Source organism: Nocardia sp. NPDC055050, assembly GCF_053608345.1.
In genome coordinates, this window is the sequence record NZ_JBSGVG010000011.1 from 23,324 (window position 1) to 47,598 (window position 24,275).

General features: G+C 66.7%; 24 protein-coding genes. 10 read left to right on the forward strand and 14 right to left on the reverse strand.

Translation table 11 applies throughout. From position 1 onward, the window contains the following. Positions 1-80 precede the first annotated feature (80 nt). Entirely contained in the window at positions 81-701 is a 621-nt protein-coding gene (locus tag ACWGCN_RS13790; RefSeq protein ID WP_378987606.1) for a TetR/AcrR family transcriptional regulator, read from the forward strand. A gap of 1 nt (position 702) precedes the next feature. Here the strand turns inward: ACWGCN_RS13790 and ACWGCN_RS13795 are convergent, their stop codons facing one another. The 3 genes from ACWGCN_RS13795 to ACWGCN_RS13805 form a co-directional block, all read right to left on the reverse strand. Beyond that, positions 703-1,920, reverse strand: coding sequence for a diguanylate cyclase domain-containing protein (locus ACWGCN_RS13795; protein ID WP_378987603.1), 1,218 nt, complete (start codon positions 1,918-1,920; stop codon positions 703-705). A gap of 139 nt (positions 1,921-2,059) precedes the next feature. Then, positions 2,060-3,349, reverse strand: a complete 1,290-nt coding sequence (locus tag ACWGCN_RS13800; RefSeq protein ID WP_452457278.1) for a serine hydrolase domain-containing protein — start codon at positions 3,347-3,349, stop codon at positions 2,060-2,062. 171 nt (positions 3,350-3,520) lie between these two features. After that, positions 3,521-4,210, reverse strand: coding sequence for a cupin domain-containing protein (locus tag ACWGCN_RS13805; RefSeq protein WP_449965170.1), 690 nt, complete (start codon positions 4,208-4,210; stop codon positions 3,521-3,523). Positions 4,211-4,513: 303 nt separating this feature from the next. On the opposite strand from ACWGCN_RS13805, the gene ACWGCN_RS13810 reads away from it, so the two are divergent. Continuing rightward, positions 4,514-5,935: a hypothetical protein gene (locus ACWGCN_RS13810; RefSeq protein WP_452457295.1), complete on the forward strand. Its 1,422-nt coding sequence runs from the start codon at positions 4,514-4,516 to the stop codon at positions 5,933-5,935. A gap of 10 nt (positions 5,936-5,945) precedes the next feature. Here the strand turns inward: ACWGCN_RS13810 and ACWGCN_RS13815 are convergent, their stop codons facing one another. After that, positions 5,946-7,025, reverse strand: a complete 1,080-nt coding sequence (locus ACWGCN_RS13815; RefSeq protein WP_449965167.1) for an alkaline phosphatase family protein — start codon at positions 7,023-7,025, stop codon at positions 5,946-5,948. Positions 7,026-7,109: 84 nt separating this feature from the next. After that, positions 7,110-7,487, reverse strand: coding sequence for a DoxX family protein (locus tag ACWGCN_RS13820; RefSeq protein ID WP_452457277.1), 378 nt, complete (start codon positions 7,485-7,487; stop codon positions 7,110-7,112). Positions 7,488-7,684: 197 nt separating this feature from the next. On the opposite strand from ACWGCN_RS13820, the gene ACWGCN_RS13825 reads away from it, so the two are divergent. Then, positions 7,685-8,635 (forward strand): TIGR03560 family F420-dependent LLM class oxidoreductase, encoded by a 951-nt coding sequence (locus ACWGCN_RS13825; RefSeq protein WP_452457276.1) that lies wholly within the window; start codon positions 7,685-7,687, stop codon positions 8,633-8,635. A gap of 76 nt (positions 8,636-8,711) precedes the next feature. Here ACWGCN_RS13825 and ACWGCN_RS13830 read toward each other — a convergent pair whose 3' ends face one another. Both ACWGCN_RS13830 and ACWGCN_RS13835 read right to left on the reverse strand, forming a co-directional pair. After that, positions 8,712-9,173, reverse strand: coding sequence for a cupin domain-containing protein (locus tag ACWGCN_RS13830; protein ID WP_452457275.1), 462 nt, complete (start codon positions 9,171-9,173; stop codon positions 8,712-8,714). A 165-nt stretch (positions 9,174-9,338) separates the two neighbouring features. Beyond that, on the reverse strand, positions 9,339-10,085 hold the full coding sequence (locus tag ACWGCN_RS13835) for an MspA family porin (protein ID WP_378987582.1): 747 nt from the start codon (positions 10,083-10,085) through the stop codon (positions 9,339-9,341). A gap of 277 nt (positions 10,086-10,362) precedes the next feature. Between ACWGCN_RS13835 and ACWGCN_RS13840 the strand changes: the two genes are divergently transcribed. Beyond that, positions 10,363-11,670: a DUF1254 domain-containing protein gene (locus tag ACWGCN_RS13840; protein WP_452457274.1), complete on the forward strand. Its 1,308-nt coding sequence runs from the start codon at positions 10,363-10,365 to the stop codon at positions 11,668-11,670. Here ACWGCN_RS13840 and ACWGCN_RS13845 read toward each other — a convergent pair whose 3' ends face one another. The 3 genes from ACWGCN_RS13845 to ACWGCN_RS13855 all read right to left on the reverse strand — a co-directional run bounded on the left by ACWGCN_RS13845 (position 11,671) and on the right by ACWGCN_RS13855 (position 15,754). Beyond that, entirely contained in the window at positions 11,671-13,701 is a 2,031-nt protein-coding gene (locus ACWGCN_RS13845) for an ATP-binding protein (RefSeq protein ID WP_452457273.1), read from the reverse strand. It lies immediately after the preceding gene. 39 nt (positions 13,702-13,740) lie between these two features. Continuing rightward, positions 13,741-15,102 carry an FAD-dependent oxidoreductase gene (locus tag ACWGCN_RS13850; RefSeq protein ID WP_452457272.1) on the reverse strand — a complete coding sequence of 454 codons (1,362 nt, stop codon included), beginning with the start codon at positions 15,100-15,102 and terminating at the stop codon, positions 13,741-13,743. 190 nt (positions 15,103-15,292) lie between these two features. Further along, positions 15,293-15,754 (reverse strand): NUDIX hydrolase, encoded by a 462-nt coding sequence (locus ACWGCN_RS13855; protein ID WP_378987570.1) that lies wholly within the window; start codon positions 15,752-15,754, stop codon positions 15,293-15,295. A 92-nt stretch (positions 15,755-15,846) separates the two neighbouring features. Between ACWGCN_RS13855 and ACWGCN_RS13860 the strand changes: the two genes are divergently transcribed. Next, positions 15,847-16,455, forward strand: a complete 609-nt coding sequence (locus tag ACWGCN_RS13860) for a TetR/AcrR family transcriptional regulator (RefSeq protein WP_452449052.1) — start codon at positions 15,847-15,849, stop codon at positions 16,453-16,455. Positions 16,456-16,537: 82 nt separating this feature from the next. Here ACWGCN_RS13860 and ACWGCN_RS13865 read toward each other — a convergent pair whose 3' ends face one another. The 4 genes from ACWGCN_RS13865 to ACWGCN_RS13880 all read right to left on the reverse strand — a co-directional run bounded on the left by ACWGCN_RS13865 (position 16,538) and on the right by ACWGCN_RS13880 (position 19,815). After that, positions 16,538-17,575 (reverse strand): crotonase/enoyl-CoA hydratase family protein, encoded by a 1,038-nt coding sequence (locus tag ACWGCN_RS13865; protein ID WP_452457271.1) that lies wholly within the window; start codon positions 17,573-17,575, stop codon positions 16,538-16,540. A gap of 189 nt (positions 17,576-17,764) precedes the next feature. Next, the gene (locus ACWGCN_RS13870; RefSeq protein WP_387443581.1) at positions 17,765-18,229 is read right to left on the reverse strand and encodes a pyridoxamine 5'-phosphate oxidase family protein; all 465 of its coding nucleotides are present in this window, start codon (positions 18,227-18,229) and stop codon (positions 17,765-17,767) included. 274 nt (positions 18,230-18,503) lie between these two features. Then, positions 18,504-19,622 carry a PucR family transcriptional regulator gene (locus ACWGCN_RS13875; protein WP_452457270.1) on the reverse strand — a complete coding sequence of 373 codons (1,119 nt, stop codon included), beginning with the start codon at positions 19,620-19,622 and terminating at the stop codon, positions 18,504-18,506. 7 nt (positions 19,623-19,629) lie between these two features. Further along, positions 19,630-19,815, reverse strand: a complete 186-nt coding sequence (locus ACWGCN_RS13880) for a hypothetical protein (protein ID WP_452449048.1) — start codon at positions 19,813-19,815, stop codon at positions 19,630-19,632. Between the two features lie 368 nt (positions 19,816-20,183). On the opposite strand from ACWGCN_RS13880, the gene ACWGCN_RS13885 reads away from it, so the two are divergent. From ACWGCN_RS13885 to ACWGCN_RS13905, 5 genes are read left to right on the forward strand one after another with little or no spacing between them, the layout of a single operon-like run. Then, the gene (locus ACWGCN_RS13885; protein WP_452457269.1) at positions 20,184-21,956 is read left to right on the forward strand and encodes an AMP-binding protein; all 1,773 of its coding nucleotides are present in this window, start codon (positions 20,184-20,186) and stop codon (positions 21,954-21,956) included. Next, positions 21,851-22,636 carry a ferritin-like domain-containing protein gene (locus ACWGCN_RS13890; RefSeq protein WP_378987549.1) on the forward strand — a complete coding sequence of 262 codons (786 nt, stop codon included), beginning with the start codon at positions 21,851-21,853 and terminating at the stop codon, positions 22,634-22,636. Before ACWGCN_RS13885 ends, ACWGCN_RS13890 begins: the two co-directional genes overlap by 106 nt. A gap of 5 nt (positions 22,637-22,641) precedes the next feature. Next, positions 22,642-23,184, forward strand: a complete 543-nt coding sequence (locus ACWGCN_RS13895) for a PaaI family thioesterase (protein ID WP_452457268.1) — start codon at positions 22,642-22,644, stop codon at positions 23,182-23,184. Beyond that, on the forward strand, positions 23,181-23,444 hold the full coding sequence (locus ACWGCN_RS13900) for an acyl carrier protein (RefSeq protein ID WP_452457267.1): 264 nt from the start codon (positions 23,181-23,183) through the stop codon (positions 23,442-23,444). The genes ACWGCN_RS13895 and ACWGCN_RS13900 overlap by 4 nt, the downstream gene beginning before the upstream one ends. After that, positions 23,441-24,274 (forward strand): SAM-dependent methyltransferase, encoded by an 834-nt coding sequence (locus ACWGCN_RS13905; protein WP_452457266.1) that lies wholly within the window; start codon positions 23,441-23,443, stop codon positions 24,272-24,274. Before ACWGCN_RS13900 ends, ACWGCN_RS13905 begins: the two co-directional genes overlap by 4 nt. Position 24,275 lies beyond the last annotated feature (1 nt).

Below are 24,275 nucleotides of genomic sequence, written 5' to 3' on the forward strand. Positions count from 1 at the left end.
CAACTTTGACGGAGGCTATCATCACAGGCGTGGTCGGACCAGAGGCACTCGGAGACAGACGCGCTCAGCGAGCGGAACGCATGCGCGAGGAAACACGCCGCGACATCATCGACGCCGCCTTCGACTGTTTCGCGACGAGCGGCTACCACGACACCTCGATCGCCGACATCGCCACGCGGCTGGGGATCGGCCACGGCACCTTCTACCGGTATTTCCAGAACAAGCGCGACATCATCGACCACGTCGTGGACGACCTGTTCGGTCGCGTGCTGGAAGCCCTGGCGACCGACAACGCCCCCGCCGCCGCGGAAACCCTCGACGACTACCGCGCCCAGGTCGGCCGCATCGCCGACGGACTGACCGGCATCCTGTACTCCGACCCGCGCATTCCCCGGTTCCTGTTCACCGGGACGGTCGGTGTCGACGCCGAGCTGAACAAACGAATGTTCAGCGTGCTCGACTCCGCCAACGCGCTCACGGCCGGCTATCTCGAACACGGGATCGAACGCGGGTACCTGCGCGCCGATCTCGATGTCGACCACACGGCGCAGGCTGTGATGGGCATGCTGCTGGCCGGGGTCATCGCGTGCGCCAGAGATGCCGGGGAACGGGGCAGCGCGGACGACAGTGGGCCGCCCGAACAGCAACGAGAGCTCAGTATCGCGATACAGCGGCTGATGTTCGACGGAATCGCCCGCTGACTCACCGCTCGCGCAGAATCCACCGATTCTTGCCCAGCGCTTTGGCCTGGTAGAGGCAGTCGTCGGCCTCGGCGAGCAGTTCGGAAACGCGTCTACCGGTCAGAGGCGTCACCACCGCGCCGATGCTGACCGATACCGATATCGGCCCGTCGGGCAGGGCGAACGGATCGATCACCGCGGCGTGGAGCAGATCGATGGTCTTGCGCGCTCGGTCGACCGCGGACGGGGGGAGTACCACGATGAACTCGTCCCCGCCGAGGCGAGCGAGCAGTTCCTCATCGGTGCTCAAGCATCGCCGCAGGCGTTCGGCGAGCTCGACGAGGATCTGATCGCCCACGGCATGTCCGTAGGTGTCGTTGACCGCTTTGAACCCGTCGACGTCGAGTGCGCACACCGCCGCGCACTGTCCGGGGTGGGCGTCGCCGACGAGCGAGTGCAGCTCGGTGTGCAGGCCGCGCCGGTTGGTCAGGCCGGTGAGCGGGTCGTGGTGGGCCTGCCAGTGCAGCCGTTGCGCGGCGGTGTGCTGTTCGGTGAGGTCCTGGCCGAAGCCGAGCAGATAAGCCCGTTCGCCGTCGGCCGAGACACACTGGGTGATCGTCCAGCCGACCCACCTGGTAGTTCCGTCCGGGCGAGGCTGTTCGCTTTCGAACCGCACGGCCCCCGAGTCGTTGCCGGCGAGTTCGGCGAAGATGCGCCGGCGCTCGACGTCGGCGGTGTCGCCGGCCAGGTCGAAGCCGTCGAGTCCCCGTAGCTGGTCGAGCGAGTACCCCACCAGGCGTTCGAAGGCCGGATTGGCGTCGATGATGCGGCCTCGGGCGTCGCCGATGGACATGGCCACCGACGCGTGGCGGAACGCGATCTCGAAGCCGTCGGCGGCGTGCGCGGTCACCGACTCGGAGGTGAGACTGCGCCCGACGCCGAGGCCGAACCGCGAGGCCAGGCTCGTCAGAACCTCGGGTGGCGCTCCGGCGTGCCGGCAGACCTCACGCAGGGTCGGCAGCGAGGCATCGATGACAGCGGGGGAGCGGAAACCGAGATCGGCGACGGCGATCCCGAGGTTTTCGCCGACGGCGGGATCCCACGCGGGGTTGGCCAGCGCGACCAGCACTCGGGCCAGGAGATCTTCGAGGACGTCGACGAGCTCGTCTTCGCCGCGTACCGGGATGTTCACCGCAGCCAGGTGCGCGGCCCATCGCCGGGCGAATCGTCGAGCGGGCACCGTCGATGACACCTCCGTAGACTCCGATATCTCCTTCGAGCAGTAAAGCAAGGATCGCCTCACCGCATGCGAACATCGGATCAGCCGGGCGTCATCGTGTGCAGCGGACATCCGTTCGGGTGGCGGGCTCGCGGGGTCGTCACCGGCCGGTGGTGGTCGGTGGAGCAGGGCTGGTGGGCGCGGTCGTCGCGCCGGTGTTCGGCGCGGCCGGGCTGCCCGGCACCGCCTCGTTCCCGTAGAAGGTCGGCAGCATGCCCTTGACCAGGACCAGTGCCGACCCCTCGCCCGACGGCACCGTCGCGAGGTTCGTGGCGACCACGATCGTGAGGTCGGACTCCGGGTCATGGCCCATGAAGGTCATGTATCCCGGAATCTGACCGTCGTGTCCGAACAGATGCAAGCCGAATCGGACGATGCCGAGACCGTATCCGGCGACATCGGGCGCGGCCGGATCGATCGGCTGGATGCTGTCCATCCGCACTCGCTGCATCTGCTCGTCCAGCAGATCGCCCTCGACGAGTGCCCGCACGTACGTGGCCACATCACCGACCGTCGAGATCGCGGCACCCGCGGTCCACGTCCACGACGGGCTCTCGTCGGTCGCGTTGTTGGGTTGCAGCGTGCCCGCGAGCGCGGCGGCCTGCTGCTCGGGCGGCAGGGCGAAGGTGTCGATGGTGGAGACATTGGTGCCGAACGCGTACCCCTGCGGGTGCGGATCGGGGATCGAGTGGTCCGCCGCCGCGGGCAGCGAGGTGTGCTTCAGGCCGAGTGGTTCGAAGATCCGCTGCTGGAAATTCTCGGCGGCCGTCATCTTCGTGATCTTCTCGATGACCAGGCCGAGCAGGATGATGTTGGTATTGCTGTAGTCGAATTTCTCCCCCGGCGCGAAATTGACCGGATGGGAGAAGGCGATGGCGAGCAACTCCTCGGGCGTCCACACCTTGTTCGGGTCACTGTCGAGCATGGCATTGAACTGTGGGTCGAACGTGTAACTGTAGAGCCCGCTTCGCATTTCGGAGAGCTGGGCGATGGTGATCTCGTCGCCGTTCGGCACATCCGGCCAATATTTGGCAATCGGGTCCTCGAGTGCGAGTTTTCCCTCCTGCACCAACTGCAGAATGACGGTCGACGTCATGGTTTTGGTGTTGCTGGCGATGCGGAAATAGTCGTCCACCGACATGGGGTCGTCGGCCCCGATGACCCGGGTGCCGAATGTCTCGGTCCAATCGCCTTGCTTCGGCGATTTGACGACCACGACAGCACCGGGAATGACGTTGTCCTTCATGAGCTGGGTGATCACCGGCCTGAGGGTGGTGGCGTAGGCGGGCTGGGCCTGCGCGCCGGCCGACGTGCTGGTGGCATCGCCGCCGGAATCCGACGATGTCGCGCAGCCCGTGGCAATGAACAAACTCGCGGTCGCGACAAACACTGCGAAACTCGTCCGGTGTCCCATGATTCTCCGATCAGCGTGTGCTCGAAGGGGTGATGTCGCGCTGTGTATCGCAACTCTGCTCCCTGCGCGCCGAGGAATCAATCAGCAACCCGGTAACAGTGGAATGGCGAGCCGAGAGCTCGCCATTTCCGGCGATCGAGGGTGGGTTCAGCTCCGGAAATCCTCGAAATCGAAGCCCGGTGCGACGACGCAGCTCACCAGTACCTCCGCACCACCGCACGGCCGGGCCGCCTGCCAATTACCCGCTGGGACGAGTTGCTGCACGCGGTGCCCCGACTCGATGGCTGGGCCGAGGATCACGGTCTCGGTTGTGGTGGGAGTGTCGCTGTCGCCGCCCAGCAGGAGTTCCAGTGGTCCGCCTCGATGCCACATCCACAGTTCGTCGGAGCGCACGGCATGCCAGATCGACTGTTCGTGCTCGGGGAGCAGGAACAGGATGCCGGTCGCCGCGGCGCGTGGGCCCGGATAGTCAGTCGGCGCGAAAGTGTGCGCACTGCGCCAAGTTTCGCGAAACCAGCCGCCTTCGGGATGCGGCAGCAGGTCGAGGGTCTCCGCGGTCGAGGGTCGGTGCAGCAGTTCGGTATGGCGGCCTGCCGGGCCGCGCCGGGCCCACCGCACCTTCCCGGCGGGTAGGTGTCCCGCGGTCGGCGATGCCGCGCGCGGGGTGACGACGAGGATCTGCGCGGTCGGCGCCAGCGCATCGGCAACCAGAAGCGCCGACTCGTCGTCTGCCGCCCAGGCGGTCCGGTCGTCGTCGACGGGCAGCTGATCACCTCCCGACCGCCAGGCATCGAGGGTGGTCACCAACATCGGTTCGGTGTCGGTCGCGTCAGACACGAGTGGTTCCATGACATCGAGTGTTCCCCAAGATCGTGGAATGCCGTTGTGCTCGTGGTGCCGGCGTCGCTCGAGTCGGCGGTCGCGGATCGGAACCGAGGCACCCGCAACCCGGAACCAGTGGTGCCGACCGGGGTGCGCGACGGTCGCCGACGGATCTTGCCGTCGCGACTGCGGTCCCCTACTCTGCGAGCTGTACGAGTATTCGAAAGGCTGAGTTCGAGTATTTGTTTCGAGGCGGGTTCGCTCTGGCGAGCGAGCGCGTCGATGGCAGGAATCAGGGAGTCGCCCGTGTTCGCAAGAATGGGTCGCATCGCCGCGACCGCCGCGCTGTGTCTGACCGTGTCGCTCATGGTCACCACCGGAACCGCCGCCGCGGAGTTCGGTTCGCTACCGCCCGCGAATCCGCACCTGGGCCCGCCGGGAACCGCGACGATGCACGGGGACGCCGAGTCGTCCGACGCCACGCCTTTCGCGGGTCCAGGAACCGGAAGCATCGACAGCGACTTCCGCGAACTCGCTGCTGCGTGTCCGACCATTCTGCAAGGCGCGGACGGGATTCCGCAGGCGCTGTGCACCAAGATCATCGACCGGGCCCCGAAGGTGTTCCTGCTCGACCCCGGCAGCGGGCAGCCGCTGGCCTCCCTCGATTTGGCCAAGGGCAGCCTCCTCGGTGGTGTGTACGCCTATCTCGACAGCGACGACCGCATGGTCACCGTCGACGGCAGCGGTCAGCTGCTACGGATCGGCCACCGCAAGGACGGCGACGACTGGAAGCTGTTCGTCGAGACGAGAACCGATATAGCGCAAGCCGTCACGGGCCACTGCGGTGGTAGCGACTGCGACGCTGTGAGTTCGGTGATGCCCGACTTCGACGGCCGGGTGTGGTTCGCCACCGACAACGCGGTGGCGGGCTACTCCGATCCGGCGACCGGCGCGGCCCGGTCGATCGTGCTCGGTCCGGGGGAGAAGGTCGCCAACAGCATTTCCACCGCGCCCGAGGGCGTCTCGATCGCCACCACCCACGCGCTGTACCTGGTCGATATCGACGAGACCGGCGGTCCCCGCATCGTGTGGCGCCAGGCCTATGACCGCGGTCCGGCCCGCAAGCCCGGTCAGCTCTCCTGGGGGACCGGTGCCACTCCCACCTTCTTCGGCCCCGGTAGCGGCACCGAGTACGTGGCGATCACCGACAACGCCGTGCCGAAGGAGAATCTGCTCGTGTTCGACACCGCCGGCGGCAATCCGGTGTGCTCGGTGCCGACGGTCAAGGGCACCGAGAACTCGCCGATCGGTTCCGGCAACAGCCTTTTCGTCGCCAGCACCTACGGGTATCCGTATCCCGCGGTGCCGGAGGGGGCGGGCGACAGTGACCCGGCGCATGCTTCGTTCACCGGGGGCATGGTCCGCGTAGACGTCAGTGGTTCCGGCTGTCAGGTGAAGTGGACCAATGATGTTCTGTCCGCGGCGGTTCCACGTCTGTCGGTGGCCGACGGCAAGATCTACACCGTCGCCCGCCACAGCATCATTTCGACCGGCAGCGCCGGGTTGACCGATACCTTCCGCTACACCGTGATCGACGCCGCTACCGGGCGCGTCGACACGGAGAAGGTCATCGGGGCCACTGCCGTGCACAACACCCTGCAGATGGTCGGCACCATCGCCCCTGACCGCACCCTCTATCAGGGCACGATGAGCGGGTTGTTCCGGATCGCACCTCGGTGACCGGCGGGAACTAGCGCTCGGACGAACCGCTCGCCGATCCACTTCCCAGCAGGCACAACGGATTCGCCACCATCGCCGCCTGTGCCGAACCGGACGACGAACCGGTGATCCCGGAGTCGACCGGTGGCGTGTTCGGCGCGGGTAGTGCCGGGTTGCCCGAACCGCCCGTCATCATCGACTCGCCGTCGAGGTTCGCGGGCGCCGGGACGTCGAGCAGATCCAGCACGGTCGGTGTGATGTCGGCGAGGGTGTAGCCGTTGTTCTCTGTGCCCGCCGCGAACCCCGCTCCCCGCGCGATCACGAAACTGGCTGTCTCGTAGGCGCTCTGACCGCCGTGCCCCCCATCCGGCTTGTGTCCGTGGTCGGTGGTGACCAGGATCGTCCACCGCTCGTTCGAATGCGCCGCCGCCCGCGCGTCCACCGCGGCGGTGATCTGCCCGACCAGGCTGTCCACGCGGCCGATGGCATCGCGATAGGCCTGCGGCCAGATTCCGCGCAGCGTGTGTCCGACGATGTCCACCTGATCGAGGTGCGTGAACAGCAGGTCGGTTCCCTGCTCGGTGATGGCCGAGACAACCTGCGCGGTGGCCGCGGAATCGGCGGTGGTCTCACAAACGCCCGCGCCGGTGGGATCGATCTGCGTGACGGTCACCCGATCGGCCTGCGGGCTGCCGGTGCGCGCGATCATGCCGATCTTGTCCCAGGTCCCGATGGAGGCCGTCGACAGCGCCGGCCGCTCCCGCTCCACCTGTGTGAACACCGTCGGATATTGTGCGAAAGGTCCTGCGTTGCAGGTGGATCCATTGTCCTGAATCCCGTGCTTGGTATCCCATACGCCGGTCAGCGCCGTGGCCCACGAAACGCACGACATGGTGGTGTGCGGGGCGATGGAGGTGCGTGCCAGGGTGCCCTGCGCGGCCAGGCGGTCGAGGTTGGGGGCATCGGCCGCCGTCACCTCACTCCACAGGGTGCCGTCGATGCCGATGACCACGACCTTGTTCACGACCGGAGCCGCGGGTGCCGGCGCTGCCGTGGCGAAGGGGACAGCGGCCAGGGCCGCGGCTGCGAGTATGCGGTGAGTGCGAGACATGCGCGGCACCGTAATTGCCGAGCGCCGACGACATCCAGCGAATTGGACAATTGACCGGTACAGTCCCGCCCACCGGGACCGACGTCAGAACGCTTGCGGGCCGATCCGTTCCACCGCGACGAAGACCGTCAATGCCAGCAGCACCACGGTCATCACGACATTCGACCATTCGCCGCGACGCCCGTGCGTGACGATCGCGCCGACCATGATCACCGCCAGACCGATGGCGGCCGCGGGCACCAGCCAGGTGGCGATACCGAACACGCCGGGCAGGATCAGGCCGAGTGCGCCGGCGACTTCTGCCGCGCCGATGAACTTGATCAGGCCTTCCGGAAAGGGCTCGGCCCAGCCCATTTTCGGGTCCGCGACGAGCTGTTCTTTGGATTTGGCGAGTTTCATCGCACCGGCCAGGAGAAAGACTGCGGCCAGCAGGCCGGAAACGATCCAAACGACGACATTCATGCCGCGACTCCGGTGTGCGAGGGCAGCGGGGCGCCGACCCAGGCCTCGACCTGATCGAGTATCAGTTCGCCCACTCATCGTACTGCGGCGCGGGACGGCAATCGGTGAACTTCCGGCCATTGCCGTGTGACGCGCGGTTGATTGCCATGGATTATCGCTGCGGGTCGACGAGGAAAACGACCGTAGGGTCGTCGAACATGAGCATTCGTCTCGGATATCAGATGCCCTACTTCGGCTACGCGGGCTCTGCGCGCGAACTGTTCCCGAAGGTCATCGCGCAGGCGCAGGAGGCGGAGGCAGCCGGGTTCGATGCCGTGCTCTTCATGGACCACTTCTATCAGGTCTATGGGCAGCCCGACGATTGGATGCTGGAGGCCTACACGGCCCTGGCCGGGCTGGCCACCGTCACCGAGCGAATCCAGCTGGCCACCCTGATGACCTGCAACACCTACCGCAATCCGGCGCTGCTGGCCAAGATCGTCACGACGCTGGACGTGATCAGCGGCGGCCGCGCGGCCCTCGGCATCGGCGCGGGCTGGTTCGAGCTCGAGCACCGCGGCTACGGCTTCGACTACGGCAGCTTCACCGAGCGGTTCCAGCGGCTGGACGAGGCGCTGCAGATCATCTCGCCGATGCTGCGCGGGCAGCGGCCCACCTTCCAGGGCACGTGGTACCGCGCCGAGAACGCGATCAACGAGCCGCAGGTGCGCGACGACCTGCCGATCCTGCTCGGTGGCGGCGGTGAGAAGAAGACCTTCGGCCTGGCCGCGCGCTACGCCGACCACTTGAACATCCTGTGCCACACCAGCGACCTGCCCCAGAAATTGGCCACCCTGCGGCAGCGCTGCGAGGAGGCCGGGCGTGACCCACAGACCCTGGAGACCAGCTACCGCGCTGTCGTCGTCATCGACGAGAACGGCGACAGGGCTCGCAAGCTGGCGCAGGAGTTCATGCAGCGCGATGTCGTGGTGGTGATCTCGGCGGACAGCGTGTTCGCCGGAGCCCCCGACGATGTGGCGGAGCAGATCCAGCGCCGCATCCTGGATCACGGGGTCGACGGCATCATCGTGAACATGGTCGCCAACGGTCATGAGCCGGGCATCCTCGAATTGGCAGGCAAGGCCTTGAGTCCGCTGGTGCACCACTGATCAGCGACTGTGGCCGGCTGACGTCGGCGACGGTGAATCACCGCACCGACCTTCACACTTTCGCCGGAATCAAGGGCTACAGATGGTGGTGGATGGGGTCGATCCAATGGACGGCGTCGGGCTTCTCGATCGGCTCGATGTCGAGATTGACCACGACGGCTTCGCTGTCGCTGCGCACCAGCACGCATTCCAGGGGTTCGTAGGTGCTGGCGTTGATTTCCTGGTGCGGGACATACGGTGGCACGAAGATGAAGTCGCCGGGCCCGGCCTCTGCGACGAATTCCAGCCGCTCGCCCCATCGCATCCGGGCGCGGCCGCGGATCACGTAGATGACACTTTCGAGTGCGCCGTGATGGTGTGCGCCGGTCTTGGCGTCCGGATGGATCGTGACGGTCCCGGCCCAGATCTTTTGCGCGCCGACACGGGCGAAATCGATCGCGGCCGCCCGCTCCATTCCGGGTGTCTGCGCGGTGTTCGAATCGAGCTGATCGGCCTTGATCACCCGGACACCGTTGTGCCGCCAATCTTCGGCAGTCATGGTGCGCTCCTCCATATCGATCGGTTCGAGCGGTATCGCCGAATGCGAGCGGGCCGGGGGACCGTCGCGCGCGGTTGAGGCTACGCAATCATGATTCGGCTGCCCGGTAGACGTTTTCACTCGGCGGGATCGAAAGAGGACCGCCACGCGCGGTCGCGGGGCTCACTACAGGGTGGTGGGCTCGCCGAACACCGCTCCGCTGTCGTCGACTTCGGGTGTTTTGGTCAGCACGTAGGTGTATTGGCGGATGGTGGCCGGGCCGATGCAGTTGTCGACTTTGATATGGAAGTCGCGGGTCACGATCTGCACGGTCTTGCCCGGGATGAGTGGTTTGCCGTCCCCGATGTCGACGTTGGTGATGTCGCCGGGTTGCAGGTCCAATTCCAGGAAGAGACCCGGGTCTATCGCGATGGAGGGCAGGATGCCGCTGAACTCCTGCACCTGTCCCGATTCGAACTCTTGTACTTGACCGGACTCCTGGGTCTGGGACTGCACCGATTCGCCGGAACTCGACTGCTCGACAGTCTGCGACTGCGCTTGCTCGGTCGCCTGCCGCTGTACCTGTTCCGTCGCGGAGTTCTGCTGCGGCCCCTCGAGCCCGAATTCGGTGGTGGGATCGATGCCGGGGAGCACGGCACCGATCCTGGCCGGACAGCCCACGGAGTATCCGGTCTTGAGCACGCCCTCGGCCTGCCCGTCGAGCCGTCCGTAGGCGACCGTGGAGACCAAGGCTTCACGGCTGGTGGGGGTGCTGTTCAACGGCGCGATTCGATTGATGACTTCGTCGTGCGTGCCGACGGTAAAACTGCCCATACTCGACTCGAAAGTCTTCTCGTGCGGTGGCAGATTGACGGTATCGGCATGCGCGGTCGGCTGCGACAGAATGGCCAGCGCTGAGACGGCGTAACTCACTCTCCGGATGATTCGCAACATGACCCCGGACACTAGTGAATCGGCCGCCGTTTCCCTGTCGTCACGCGGGCGCGTGTCCCGACCGATGCGGCTTCTTGTTCGCCCGTTCATCCGCCGGTACACCGGTTCGCCACTGTGTGCACGCTCGAATACGGGGACGAAACGGCCCGAATCCGGCGACACAAGAATATTTCGATATGGGTCGGATCTTTTCACGGTGCACCGGCAGGTGCAGGATAGGAATTTGCCAGGCGAGGCCATATGCGAGGGAGGCGTTGTGAGCGTATTGTCCAGCGATCTGAAGACCTTGAGCTACGAAGCGTATGTCTACCTGTACTCCCTCGTCACGATGGACGTCACTCGCGAGCAGCAGACCAACTCCCCGGCGGACTCGACTCCGGGTTTCGGGCCCCCGAACCAGTTCCACCACATCCACGAGTTCCCTGATGTCCATTTTCGGGCGGTGGTTCGCCCGAATTTCGACACGCTCTACTCCTCGGCCTGGCTCGATCTGACCCGCGGTCCCGTGCAGATCCATGTTCCCGACAGTGGCGACCGCTATTACATGCTCCCGATGTTGGACGCGTGGACGGATGTTTTCGCCAATCCAGGCAAGCGCACCACCGGCACCGGCGAACTGGACTTCGTCGTCGTCGGCCCCGGCTACACCGGTGATCTTCCGGCTGACCTGCCCGTGATCCACGCGCCGACTCATCATGTGTGGGTGATCGGGCGCACCCAGACCAACGGGCCCGCCGACTACGTGGCGGTCAACAAATTCCAGGCCGGACTCGAGATCACCGAGTTGGCCGCACCGGGACCGTTCGTGGCCGATCCGAGTTCGGCGAGCGAGACCGAACCGCTGCGCCAGGTCAACGCGATGTCGGCGACGGAGTTCTTCGTCCGTGCCGCTGCGGCGTTGCAGGTCGACCCGCCACACGGCACCGACTTCTCCCAGCTCGCGCGCATCGCCCGGCTGGGTATCGTTCCCGGCCGGGACTTCGACGCCACCCGATTCTCCACCGATGAGCTCGCCGACATCGAAGCCGGTGTGCAGGCCGCGCGAGCGGCGGTGATGGCGGCGCCGAAAAAGCTGGCGCCACCGATCAACGGGTGGATCAGCGTGCTCGCCGACATCGGGGTGTACGGCAACGACTATTTCCGGCGTTCGGCCATCACGTTGGCGGGCTTGGGCGCCAACCCGCCCGAAGACGCGATCTACCCGTTGCTGGTCGCCGACGCCGACGGCCGGCCGCTCGACGGCGATACCGACTACGTGATCCACTTCGACGCGGGCGAGCTGCCGCCGGTGGCCGCGTTCTGGTCGGTCACCATGTACGACGACGAGGGGTTCCAGGCGCCGAACGAACTCGACCGCTTCGCCATCGGCGACCGAGACGCACTGGTGCAGAATTCCGACGGCTCGCTCGACATCTACATCTCCCACACCAACCCGGGACCAGAGCGCGAATCGAACTGGCTGCCCGCGCCGAGCGGGCCCCTCGGTATCACCATGCGGCTGTATGCCCCTCGTACGGAAGCGCTCAATGGCACATGGGCGCCTCCGCCGGTCCGCAGGGCCTGATCAGCTGGTTCCGTAGAGCTCGATATGCCACATCTTGGCGATCACCCGCTCGATGCCCTGGGTGAGGTGGCGTCGGTAGGTCGAGAACGGCAGCCCGAGTAGTTCGGCGGCCCGTTCCTGGGTGGGTGCCGGACGCAGGTAGGTGCGGTCGAGGACGCGGTAGAGCTTCTCACCGCGCGAGTCCTCGCGCACCGACTCGACGATCGTGGTGAGTAGATCGCGCAGCGCGGCACCGGTGGCGGGGCCCGGTCGGTCGGCGACCACTCTCGAGCGCAGCAGCGGATTGCGTTCCAGGCCGTCGGCCCGTCCTATCCCGCGCAACGCGGAGCGGACGGCGTCGGCGAATTCGGGCTGGGACAGAACGAGTTCGGGCGTGGGCGGCACGGGTCGCGCGGGGACCCCGCCGACGACACGATCACTGGTCAGGTCGAGCCATTCGGGAATGCCCACCCGGCGCCAGTCGTGGGCGTACACCGCGTACCGCCGGCCACCGACCTCGTATTCGGCATCGTGGGCACGATGGAAATCGATGTGGGTCATGAAGGGTTCCCAGGCGTCGGCGGCCTCGAACGCGCCGATGAAGTCCCACGTCAGATCCGGCCGCGACAACCAGAACTGCGTCGAGCAAGCCGTCACCACATTGATGGTCGGCGACGGACGCTGGTTGAGCTCCGCGTCGATGAGGAACCGTCCCGCGTGCACCGGTTCGCCGGGCCGTGGCCTGCCGTACCTGGTCGCGTAATCCCACATGGCGTGGGTGCCGGGGTCGGCGGCCAGCTCGGCCTCCGTCGCGTCGTGCAGCGCCAGCCGACAGAAATAGCCGATCGGTGCGCTGCCCGAGCCTTGCACCACGACGAACTGCTCAGGCTGACGAGCCAGCCAGAAGTCCACCAACTCGGCTTGCTCGGGGCCCTGGTGCCGCTTCGTCATCGCCAGGATCGATTCCCGATACTCCGCGCGGTATCGGTCGGGGAAGGCCCGGCCGAAGGTCGACCAGTCCCAGTACGCCGAGATCGACGGGTTGTGGCGGTGGAGGAAGACGAGGTCGGCCACCGGCCAGCGATTCTGTTGCGCGGTGGCGTCGAGGACCTCGATGAGGTGCGCGCGCACGCGGCGATGCACGTCGAGGTAGGACTCCGGATCGCGCCAGCGCAAGTCGGCGTCGAGAACGTCGCGGGCGATCTCGTGCGGCGCGAGCCCGAGCGGCCCCGGCTCGATGATCGCCAGCTCGCGCAGCCACTCGAACACGTCGGCGCAGTCGGATTCGCCGAGCGCGGCCCGCAGCAGTGCCTCGGTGGTGAACCGGACGTGCGCGCACACCTCCAGTGCGGCCCGGTGACGTTTGCTCGGCACCGAATCGACGAACCGCGCGAGCAGGGCGCGCACCGCGTCGGGGGCCTCGACCAGCGCGGCGGGCAACTCGCCCGCGGTCTGGGCGAGCACGTCGACCAGTAGCGACAGCGCCAGCGGGTGGCCGTGGGTGAGCGCCAGCATCCGCTCGTGCTTGGCTTCGGGCACCTCGGCGATCCGCAGATAGGCGCGGGCGTCGTCGGGTGCGAGGTTGCGCAACGAGATCGTGCGCAACAGATCCCGCCAACCGGGGTCGTCCGACCACGCGCGGGCAGGCGGATGACGGCCGGCGATCACCACGAGAACAGTCGTGGCCAACACCGGCAGAAACGTCTCGCGCAGCCAATCCTCCAGCGGCGCGAGCCGTTCGAACGTGTCGATGAACACCACCGAGGACATCGCGGGGCCCAGCGCGGTGCGCAACGACTCGGGCGACGGCTCGACCGTGCGTCCGTCGACCCGCGTCGTCGTCGCGCCCGCGCGTTCGGCGAGTTCGAGCATTTCGGCCAGCAGCGCGGACTTGCCGATGCCGCCCGGCCCGTGCAGGAACAGCACCGTGAACGGTGGTTCGTCCGCGTCGAGCGCGGTGCGGAACAGTTCCACTTCGCCCGCCCGCCCGACGAACCGCCGCCTGCGCGCCGATCGGAGCCGGTCGGCGACGGTCCTCGCGTCGTCAGTCATCTCTCAGTTCCGTTCATCCACGGTGCCCGCTGGCGATCGTCACCGGGCGAGCACCCGCGGTGGTGGCGCCACCGAGTCGCCGCGTCTGCGCACCCCGACCGATACCCGCGCGAGGGTACTCGGCCGCATCAGCCACGAGAGAGGGTCCAGCAATGCCGAGACACGCAGGAATCGCGCGGCGACCGCGGGGTCGTGCCTGCCCACTTCGAGCAGCCGACGCACGTAGGCATTGACCAGCCGGATCTGGAGGGTGCGGGTGCCCTCCACCAGCGGTTGCGTCAGGTCGGCGCCGACAGCGAGTCGCCAGGCGACGTTCACCGGAATCGCAGAGGCACGGAAGTACCGGCGTTCCACGTCGTCCCCGCCGGTGTGCAGGCACTCGCGCAAGGCCATGGCCTGCAACGCGGCCACCGACATGCCCTGTGCGTAGATGGGATTGAAGCCGCACAGAGCGTCACCGAGCGCTATCAGTCCCCGGGGGAAGCGGCTGACCAGGTCGTAGCGGCGACGGCGGTTGGCGTCGTACCGGTAGGTCGTCACCGGGGACAGCGCCTCCGCGGCGCGCAACGCGTCGAGCACGTGCGGAGGCGCGAACGGCGCCACGAACTCGACCAGTTCGTCGAAACTCGTGCCGGGGTGATGGTCTCGATACCCGGTCGCGGTAAGCAACCACGTGTCGTCCTCGGTCGCGAACAACGCCATCCCGATCGGCCGGTCGGGGGCGGGGCCGATCAGTACCAGCGTCTCCGGTTCGCTCCCCGGGCGCAGCCGCAGCGCCACGCTCGAGTACCCGATGTGCACGGAAACCCGTTCCTCGGCGGGCATGTCGAAGCCGAGCTCGGCCACCCAGGCCGGCGTGCGCGTGCCACGGCCCATGGCGTCGACGACGAGATCAGCGGCGAGTACTTCCTCGGCACTGCCTGCCGTGCGGGAGATGATCCTGACACCGGTGACCGCGGCCTCATCCGCGACCAGGCCGACCACATCGTTGCCGTCGGCGAACCGCAGGTTCGGCAACACCCGAACACGGTCCCGCACACGACCTTCCAGATGCGGCCTGGTCGGCAGATAGGTCGTGACATCCGGTTGGACGGCGGCCGAGAGCCGGTTGCCCCCGATCGAGAAATAGAAGTCGGTGTAGTCCTCGATCACCTTCGTACCGGCGCGGACGAGCTCGTCGAGCAGGCCGGGAAACAGCCGCTCGAGCGCCTGGGATCCGCTGGGCAGCAACGCGTGCACGTGCTTGCCTTGCGGTACCCCACGACGCGGGGCGTACTGACCGTCGAGACGGTCTCGTTCCACCACGGTGACCCGGTCATAGGAATCGGACAGCACTCGGGCGGCGAGCAGACCTGCCATGCTCGCGCCGAGTACCACTGCGTGTTCACCTCTGCGAACCATCGCGCACCTCCTGGAGTCTCAGCGATGGTGCGAGCGTGCGACACGCGACTGCTCGATTACCAGTCCACTTCCCTGCTCACCTCGACGGGCGAGTGCCACGAAGTATCCACGGCGGTCCGATGGCGGACCCGGCTCGCCGAATCGGCCACCGAGGACACCACGATCGGAGCGTCCCACGCGACCATCACGGTCAACCGCGCACGCGACCGGTGGCCGGTTTGGTTCGCCACAGCTCGATTCCGATGTCGACGAGGTCGACTCGGTCGAGGTGCTCGATGTCGGTGAGCGGATGCCAGGCGGCGAGGTCGGTCGATCCGTTGGTTTCGTTGCGGAGTTCGCCGGCCCGAATGTGGCCTTCGTACACGATTCGTAAGCCGTGGAAGTCGGCGAATTCGCCACGCGGGCGCGGGTATCGGCGGTTGATCGAGTCGATGCCGAGGAGTTCGACGAGTTCGACGGTGTACCCGGTCTCCTCGGTGACCTCACGGACGGCCGTCGCGATCGGATCCTCGCCGTGTTCCATTCCGCCGCCCGGAAGCGTCCACTGCCTGTCACCGTCGGGTGACACCCATCTGGCGAGCAGGATCTCGATCGCTCCGCGGGACTCCCGAACGCATATCGCGTAGGCGGCGACTCGAAGCTCTTTCCTCACCGGGCGAGCCTACCGGCGACCAGCGGTCAGCTTCGTGGGGCCGGGTTACCCGTGACTGTTAAATTGTCGTCGGGCAGACGAAAGGGCCGCTGATGGCGACACGCGCTGAACAGAAGGACGCGACGCGGGCGCGCATTCTGGACGCCGCGACTTCGCTGCTGGTCGAACGCGGCTATTCGGCCTTGACCACCGTGGGCGTGCAGCAGCGGGCGGGCCTGAGTCGCGGTGCGCTCCTGCACCATTTCCCGACAGCGCGCGATCTGTCCGAGGCGCTGGTGGCGAATCTGGTCGTGCTCAACGAAGCGGCGACGCAGGCGGCGGCGGTGAAATTGGGCGACACGGTGGACCCGGTCGAGCGCGCGCTGACCGCGTTGTACTCGGCGATGACGCAACCGCCCGCGCGTGCCGAGTTCGAGCTGTGGGCTGCGGCGGGCACCGATCCCGATCTTGCCGCCGCACTGCGGGTGGCCGAGCGCAAGGCGGGCCGCGATCTGCACCGGGTGATCGATGGGCTGTTCGGGGCGGGGATCGTGGCGCATCCGCGTTATCCGGCCGTCCGTGACCTGACCGTCGCCATCCTGCGGGGGCTCGCCGGCACGCGTGCACTACAGCTCTCAGATCAGGCGAACCGCGCCGTGCTCGAGCAGTGGGCTGACACAATTCGCATCCTGGTGGGTCACGTCAGCGACGCCGACGGATAGGGCTCGACATCCACCCGGGCACCGCGCCGATTCCGCTGTCTCCGCCGGTGACAACCGCGGTTCGTCCATGCAGTTGCATGATTCATTCCTGCTCGGTGTGGCTGCGGTCGAACCGGGCTCGTTTGTAGTCGCCGAAGGGTTCGTCGCGTTCGCGCACTGCTTCCCGGAAACCGACTGTGGCGGCGCGCAATTGGAATTCGTAGCCTTCCCGGGTGTGACGGGAGATGCCGTCGAAGACGGTGCTGACCATGCCGGAGTTGGCCACGCCTTGTGACAGCAGTGCCGAGTTGAGAGCGAGCTTGGCCATCATCAGCTGATTGACCGGCATGCGGGCGATCCGGCCGACCAGTTCCTCGGTGCGTTCGTCGAGTTCCTCCGCCGGGCACGATTCCACCGCCAGACCCCATTCTTCGGCTTGTTTGCCGCTGATGCTGTCACCGGTGAAGAGCAGCCGCTTGGCGCGGGCGTCGCCGATACGGTGGGCCCACATACCGGCTGCGGGAATACCCCAGGTGCGGGTGGGCGGGTAGCCGATCTTGGTGTCGTCGGCGCAGATGATCTGGTCGCTGAACAGGGCGATATCGGTGCCGCCCGCGATGGCGAAGCCGTGCAGTTTCGCGACGGTGGGCTTGTCGGCGTGCAACAGGCTGGCGAAGCCCTTGTTACAGCGGCTCATCATCGCGTAGTCGATCATCGGGTCCCAGGTACCCCACGGATTGTGGTTGAGCGCATTCACCACCGGGTCGAGCACAGTGCCGTTGACATCGTCCGGGCCTTCGGCGGTTCGGAAGCTCTTCTCCGCGAACATGTCCAGGTCGTAGCCGCCGCAGAAGCCCTTCCCGCGGCCACTGACCAGGATCACGTGCACGCGCGGGTCCAGATCGGCGCGCTCGACGGCGTGGGTGAGGTCACGTGGGGTGTCGGGGGTGATCGAATTGCCCTTTTCCGGGCGGTTGAAAGTGATGCGGGCGATGCGTCCGTCGCGCTCGTAGGTGAGAGTCGAGTACTCGTGGTCGTAGTCGGGCGCGGGTCGGTCTTGCCACGGGGAGTCCGGACCTTCGGTCCAATTGTCGTACCAGCCGGCGGGACGATGGCCTGCGTGAGGTCGGTTCTCGGACATCGACGGTCCCTTCGGATGCGATTCGGCGGACGGCAGCTCACGGGGAGGTGGTCGGCGCGTGGTCGGACCAGCCTGACCCATTCGATGGTTCACAGTCAAGCGTGACTGTGAAATTTCGCCGGGTCGTCGGCGACCGGCCGCAGTTCATGTCCGCATGACGATGAGAGTGTTGCCGCAGCAAGAGTTTCCTCACTCCGGAGGAGATCGTCGCACGCCGGACAGGGGTGTCTGCCAAGCTCCGGGGTCGGCAACAGGAAACCGGCGACCGGTCACCAGGGTGGGTACGAGTCGGATGAAGAAGTTCTTCTCCCCGGGCTGCCACGGAGAGAGGGGCAGATCCACGGTGTCCATCAGGTCACCGATCTCACGGATCCCTTCGGCTCGCCCCTTGATCACGACGCTCCAGGCTTCGTGAGACTCAGGGAGGTAACCGTCGACTTCCAAGGCGACGCGCGCATCGGACAACGCGGCGGACACCTTCGTACCTCGCGCGGATCGGAACACAATGGTTCCGTGATCGACCGCGTAGTTGAGGGGGAAGATATCCGGATGGTCATCCACCCACACGGCGAGGCGGCCTATTTCCTCGGTACGGAGTAGCGCCCAGCTTTCGTTGACAGCAAGCTCCTTGACACTCGGGTCGTCGCTTCCCATCTTTTCCCTTCCTGTCGTGGATATCGGCCTGTCCTCCCAAGCACCTTTCCGTCTGTGTTCGGGCACCTTCGTCGTATTCCTCCAAATCTAAACGCTGTGTCCCTGCGGAACCGTCATTTGTCCTGATCCTTTCTGGCAGCAGTGACCTCGCTGCTTGCGAACCGCGCCCATAACAGCAGCGCCGACACGGTGTGTGCGGGTCGCCGCCCGTCCGCAGCCGGGGCCGAGGTTGGGAAGCGCTGCCCTGGGTCTGTCAGGCAGATCGCGAAGCCGATTACCGGACGACCGTGTCGGACTGGTCCGCCGACTGGTAGTCGCGCACGATCAGTGCGGACTGAAGCAACCAAATGAGCTTTGGATCATGGGCACTGAGCCCCACGAGGTCGTAGATACGCCGGAGCCTGTAGTCGACGGTGTTCATATGGATATGGGTTTCACGTGAGGTGAGTCGGCGATTGAGACCGTTGCCGAGATGTGCGCGCAGCGTGCTGATCAGGTCCGGAAACTCGGCAACCGGATCGAGAAACGATGCGAGACGATCCCGCCCAGGCCCTGGCCGAGTCAGTTGGTACTCGACAGCGAGGTCTCCGATCTCGTACATGCCCGGCGGGCGATGGAGTCGTGTCGCCACATCCAAGAGTTCGTGCGCCTCCTCGGCGGCCGAGGGAATCCGATCTCGGTCGGCAACGATCCCCACCACGGTGAGTGCGGTCAGTCCGACCGTGCCGCGGATCTTCGCGGTGGGAAATGATTCCGGCACCAGAATCGTCGCGCCGAACCGGGACTCCAAACCCGGCACCGGCTGCCCGAAGCTTGTCGACAGCATCGCCCGGAAGTCGCGCGGTGATACCGCGTCGCGCGCGGACCGATCCGCGGCCACCGCGAGCACGGTGTACCGCTTATCGGGTGGCGCCCCGTGCTCACGGGTAGCTCTCGTCGTATGCCGGCCCCTGAGCAGAGTGCGCGCCACATACCCACCGCGATCGCCGCTGGGCGGTGCGACCTCCAGATAGATCGTCGATATCGTGGCGGTCACCGAGCTCAACGCATCCATCAGTCGGCGCACTTCGTCGAAGGGCGCGCAGCGGGCTTCGAGATCGTCCATGTGTAGCCGGAACCCTGCGTGAACATGGTGCTGCACAGTGTCGATCGGGACGCCGATGCTCGCCCACCGCGCAACAACCGGACGAAGACGCGGCGTCCCGAGGCCGCGGTGTGTCCGGGCTGTGTCGGACACCAGTACCAGACAGTCGGCAACGATGGCGCTGATCTCCTCGCGCAGAACGTTTCCTCGTCGGCTGCGACGCGGGATGGTTTCGAGGATCTTGTGCGCGATCCGGTCGGTCGCCGGCGAGAGTTGCGCGGGCGACCCGAGTTCGGTGTGGCTGATCATCGGGGGCTCACAGTGTTTCGCCCTCCAGGTCAGGTTGTGGCTTCAGTCCATCGGTGATCGCGTCGGCGAGCGACTGCGAGTCCGAGGTCACGCCGGGCTCCGCGCCAGCAGATGTCGCTCCGAGTCCGTGCCCGACGGCAACCCCCATGATGAGCGCTGCGGCCACGGCGGACCGGCGCATGTGCTGCTTCATTGCAAGCATTTCCTACAAGTCCTATCTGATCGACCGCGCACGACGGATACAGGTGACTGGGACCACAATCGAGCAATCATGTGATGTAGGTCGCTGCGCAGCGGCGGCAAGCAAAGTCTGTACCCATCGGTATGTGCCGTCACTGCACTGAGGTCCAGAGTCGACAGAGGCGACCTTGTCCTCGGCGCCAAACCCTGATCAGCCGTCGTCCTGTCGACTGCTCCGGGCCCGGAACCCGAATTCCCTTTTCAGCCGAGTTATTAGGGAAATTCGCGTTATTGTTATTGTCGGAGCGGACTGTGTTATCGCAGCCCTGCATTTAACTGATCGTTCAGGGTTCGGCTACCCGGGGCCTTTGTCATACAGCAATGACATCGTCCGTTCCGGGCCTGACGCTGCACCAGCGGCTGGCCGAGGTCGCGACCGCGCACCCGCAGGTCCGCACCACGTTCTGGTCATTGTCGCAGTCGACGCTCACCTATGCCGAACTCCGGGAACGGTCCGTTGCAGCCGCTACGGCGCTGGTCGCGCGCGGCGTCGCGCGCGGCGAGCCGGTCGGCCTGCTGTGCCCGAACGCGCCGGAGTTCCTCATCGGCCTGTTCGCGACCACGACCGCGGGCGGTGCGGCCACCCCGTTGCCGCTGCCCGCCGGGGCCCGCCAATTAGCTTCCTACCCAGCGCGTTTGGCGGGAATTGCCGACGCCGCCGGCATGCGGACCATCTTGGTGTCGCCGCAGTTCGCCGCCATCGTCGAACCATTGCGAGCGGCCATGGACGTCGAATTCCTCGATACCGCAACCCTGTTCGCCGAACCGGTGGCAACGGGGCTGCCCCGGGTCGATCCGGACGATGTCGCGGTCGTGCAGTTCACCTCGGGAAGCACCGCCGCACCGAAGGGCGTGCGTCTCACCCACCGGCAGGTGCTGGCCGGGCTTGCTGCCATCCGCACCGGGATCGACCTGGGTCCGGCTGACCAGGGCGGGTTCTGGCTGCCGCTGTTCCACGATATGGGCTTGATCGGCACGCTGTCGGCGATCCTGCGCGGAATCCCGTCGCATCTGTGGTCGCCGACGGCGTTCGTCAAGGACCCCGAGCGTTGGTTGCGCGAGTTCGCCGCCAGCGGGTCGACCATCTCCGCGATGCCGAACTTCGGCTACGAGGCCCTGCTGGCCGCCGTGCCGCCGGACCGCGCGGCCGATTACGACCTGCGACACTGGCGGATCGCCTTCAACGGGGCGGAACCCATTGCCCACAACGTGGTGCGAGAGTTCTGCGCGCGTTTCCGGCCGGCCGGATTCGACCCAGCGGCCATGTTCGCGGTCTACGGGATGGCCGAGGCCACCCTCGCGGTCACCTTCCCGCCGCTCGGCCGCGAGCCCGTCTTCGACTGGGTCGACCGCGTGACGCTGTCGGATTCCGCTAGGGCACAGCGGGTTTCCCCCGAAGCCGAGGGGGCCCGTGCGATCGCGGGCGTCGGCACGGCGGTCGCCGGCCTGCTGCTGCGCGTGGTCGATCCCGACTCGCGCATGACCGTGCCCGACGGTGAGGTCGGCGAGATCCTCATTCGCGGCGAGTCCGTGACCGACGGCTATCTCACCGCCGATCCCGAGGCCGCCGCCGAGCTGTTCAGCGAGGGCTGGTTGCGGACCGGCGATCTGGGCTACCAGCGCGACGGCGAGCTGTATGTGACCGGCCGCAGCAAGGACATGATCACCGTGCGCGGAGTCAACTACTACGCGCACGACGTCGAGGCTGTCGTGCGCGATCTCGACGGCGTCTACAAGGGCCGCTGCACCGCCGCAGCCGACCCCGACGGCGGCGACACCATCGCGGTCATCGCCGAAACCGAACTCGCAGACAGCGCCGGCGACGAGCTCACCGCCGCCATAGCCGGACGGATCACCGCCCGGCTCGGCCTGGCCGCTGTGCGGGTGTATCTGGTCGCGCCGCGCAGCATCCCCCGAACCAGCAGCGGCAAACTGCGGCGGCTGGCCGCCAGGGAACTGATCGCCACCGAAACAGATTCGGAGCAACCATGCACAGCTACGACGTCTTCCGCCACTACGAGCGCCAGCACTGGCGGCTGGCCGACCTCGACCTCGACACCATCGACCCCGCACTGGTCCGGCCCGAGTACGTGACTCTCGCCAAGAGCGCGACGATGGGCGAATCCAATGTCATCGCCGCCGTGCACGGATTCCTCAACGAATTCGACGACTACGACTTCTCCACCTTCGCCGTGGTGTGGGGATACCAGGAGGTGCAGCACCACTACGCCTTCCGGGCGTGGCTGGCCGCGGTCGGCGAGAGCGTCGACGACACGGCGGTCGGGGCGATGCGTCAGCCGTACGCGCCGGGCACGACGCCGTCGGCAACTCTGGCCACCAACATCATCTCCGAGCTCACCGTCAACCACGTCTACCGCGCGGTGTCGCAGTGGGTGGGGGAGCCGGTACTCAAGGGGTTGCTGTTGAACGCGAGCCGCGACGAGGCAGGCCACGCTCGGGAATTCATCCACTACACCACCCAGCGTCTCACCCAGCGCCCCGAGGAGTTGCCGTCGGTGCTGGAAACGCTGTACGTCTACAGTTCCGAGGCCAAGATCAAGCATCCGGTGAGTACTTTCAAATCCGGCCTCACCGAACTCGGCGAGCACGAGACCATCGACACCGGCTTCGAGCTGTTCTTGGAACAGATCGCCGCTGAAGGCGAGCTCGAGGTACTGCACGACAAGGTTCGGCGCACGTTCGCCGGCATCACCGGACTCGACCTGTCCACCAACGCCCGGGTGCGGCGCGCCCTGGCCGACGCGATCGCCTGAGCCGGATGCGCGTCCCTGAGCCTGCCCGCGCGGCCACCCCCGACCTCGCGGTCCGGCTGCCCTGGGAGGCGGTGCCGGACTACCACTGCTTCGGCTGCTCGCCGCACAACCCGGCGGGGCTCGGGCTGCGCTTCACCGCCCACCCCGGCGGTCTACGAGCCGGATTCCGGCCGACTCGGTCCTTCGAGTCGTATCCCGGTGTCCTGCACGGTGGCCTGGTCGGCGTGATCTGCGACGAGGTGATGGCCAACGTGATCATGTTCGAGCGTGGGACGCCGGCCTTCACCGTCTCGATGCGCACCCGCTACCTGACGCCGCTTCGGGTCGACCACGACTACCACTGCACCGCGACCATCTCCCGCACGGACTCCGCCGTCATCACGGCGAGCGCGGAGATTCACGACGTGGACGACGAGCTCTGCGCGTCCGCCTCGGCCACCTACCGGCCGTTCGCCCTGGGCGAGGTCCGCCACCTGCTCACCCTTGACGACGCCGACGTCGCTCGGCTCGAGCACGCCATGTCAACCCAGAACGGAGTTCATCCATGAGCACCCCTGCCGTCGCCGACATCCTGCGCACTGTCACCGAGATAGCCACCGCCGAGATCGGCGTGCCCGCCGCCGAATTGGGGTCCGACATCGACCTGCGCGGTGTGGCAGGCGTCGACTCGGTCCGCGTGCTGCGCATGGTGGCCCGCATCGAGCGCGTCTACGACATCGAGCTCGACGACCAGGACGTGTTCGGCATGTCCACTCTCGCCGACGTGGCGGCCGTAGTGCACACGGCGTTGACGGAGGTGCCCGCGTGACCGAGGTCGCCGACACCAACCAGCATTACGATCTCGATCCCGAGGTCTTCGGCGAATTCCTCGACCCGCTGCGCAAATACAGCTCCGGCCGGTACTTGACCGATACCGACACCCTCGAACAGGCACAGCGGCACAAGTTGCGTTTCGTCGCGGGGCGGCTTCGGCTCTCGGGCGGTGAGCGGGTGCTCGACGCCGGCTGCGGCTGGGGGTCGCTGGTCCTGTTCATGGCCGAGGAATTCGCCTGTCAGACGGTCGGCGTCAGCCCCGCGCCGCGCCAGCACGAATACATCGCCGGTCAGGCCGCTGCCCGTGGCCTGACCGACCGTGTGCGGACCCAGGTCGCGCACTTCGAGCAGTTGGAACTGCCCGCTCGCACATTCGACGCGGTGACGATGCTCGGGTCGATCGTGCACATGCCCGACCTGGACGCCGCGTTCACCCGCGCCCGGCGCACGCTGCGACGCGGCGGCATGCTCTACGTGTCGGAGAGCTGCTTTCGCAGCGCCCGGGCGCGAACCGCGTTCGACGATCGAACCGGCACCCGGTTCATCCGCTCCGACATCTTCGGATTCGGCGAGCTGCGCCCGCTGTCCGAGCTGGTGGCCGGTGCCGAGAACGCCGGATTCGCCATCGACTCGATCGACGATCTCACCGACGACTACCGCCGCACCATCGACGACTGGATCGCCAACGTGGACGCGGCCGCCGAGCGGATCGACACGCACAGGCCAGGACTGGCGGCCCAGCTGCGGCGGTATCTGGAAATCGCCAACGCCGGCTGGGGTTACACCACCAAGCACTACGCCCTGACCTGCCGCAATGCCCGCTGAC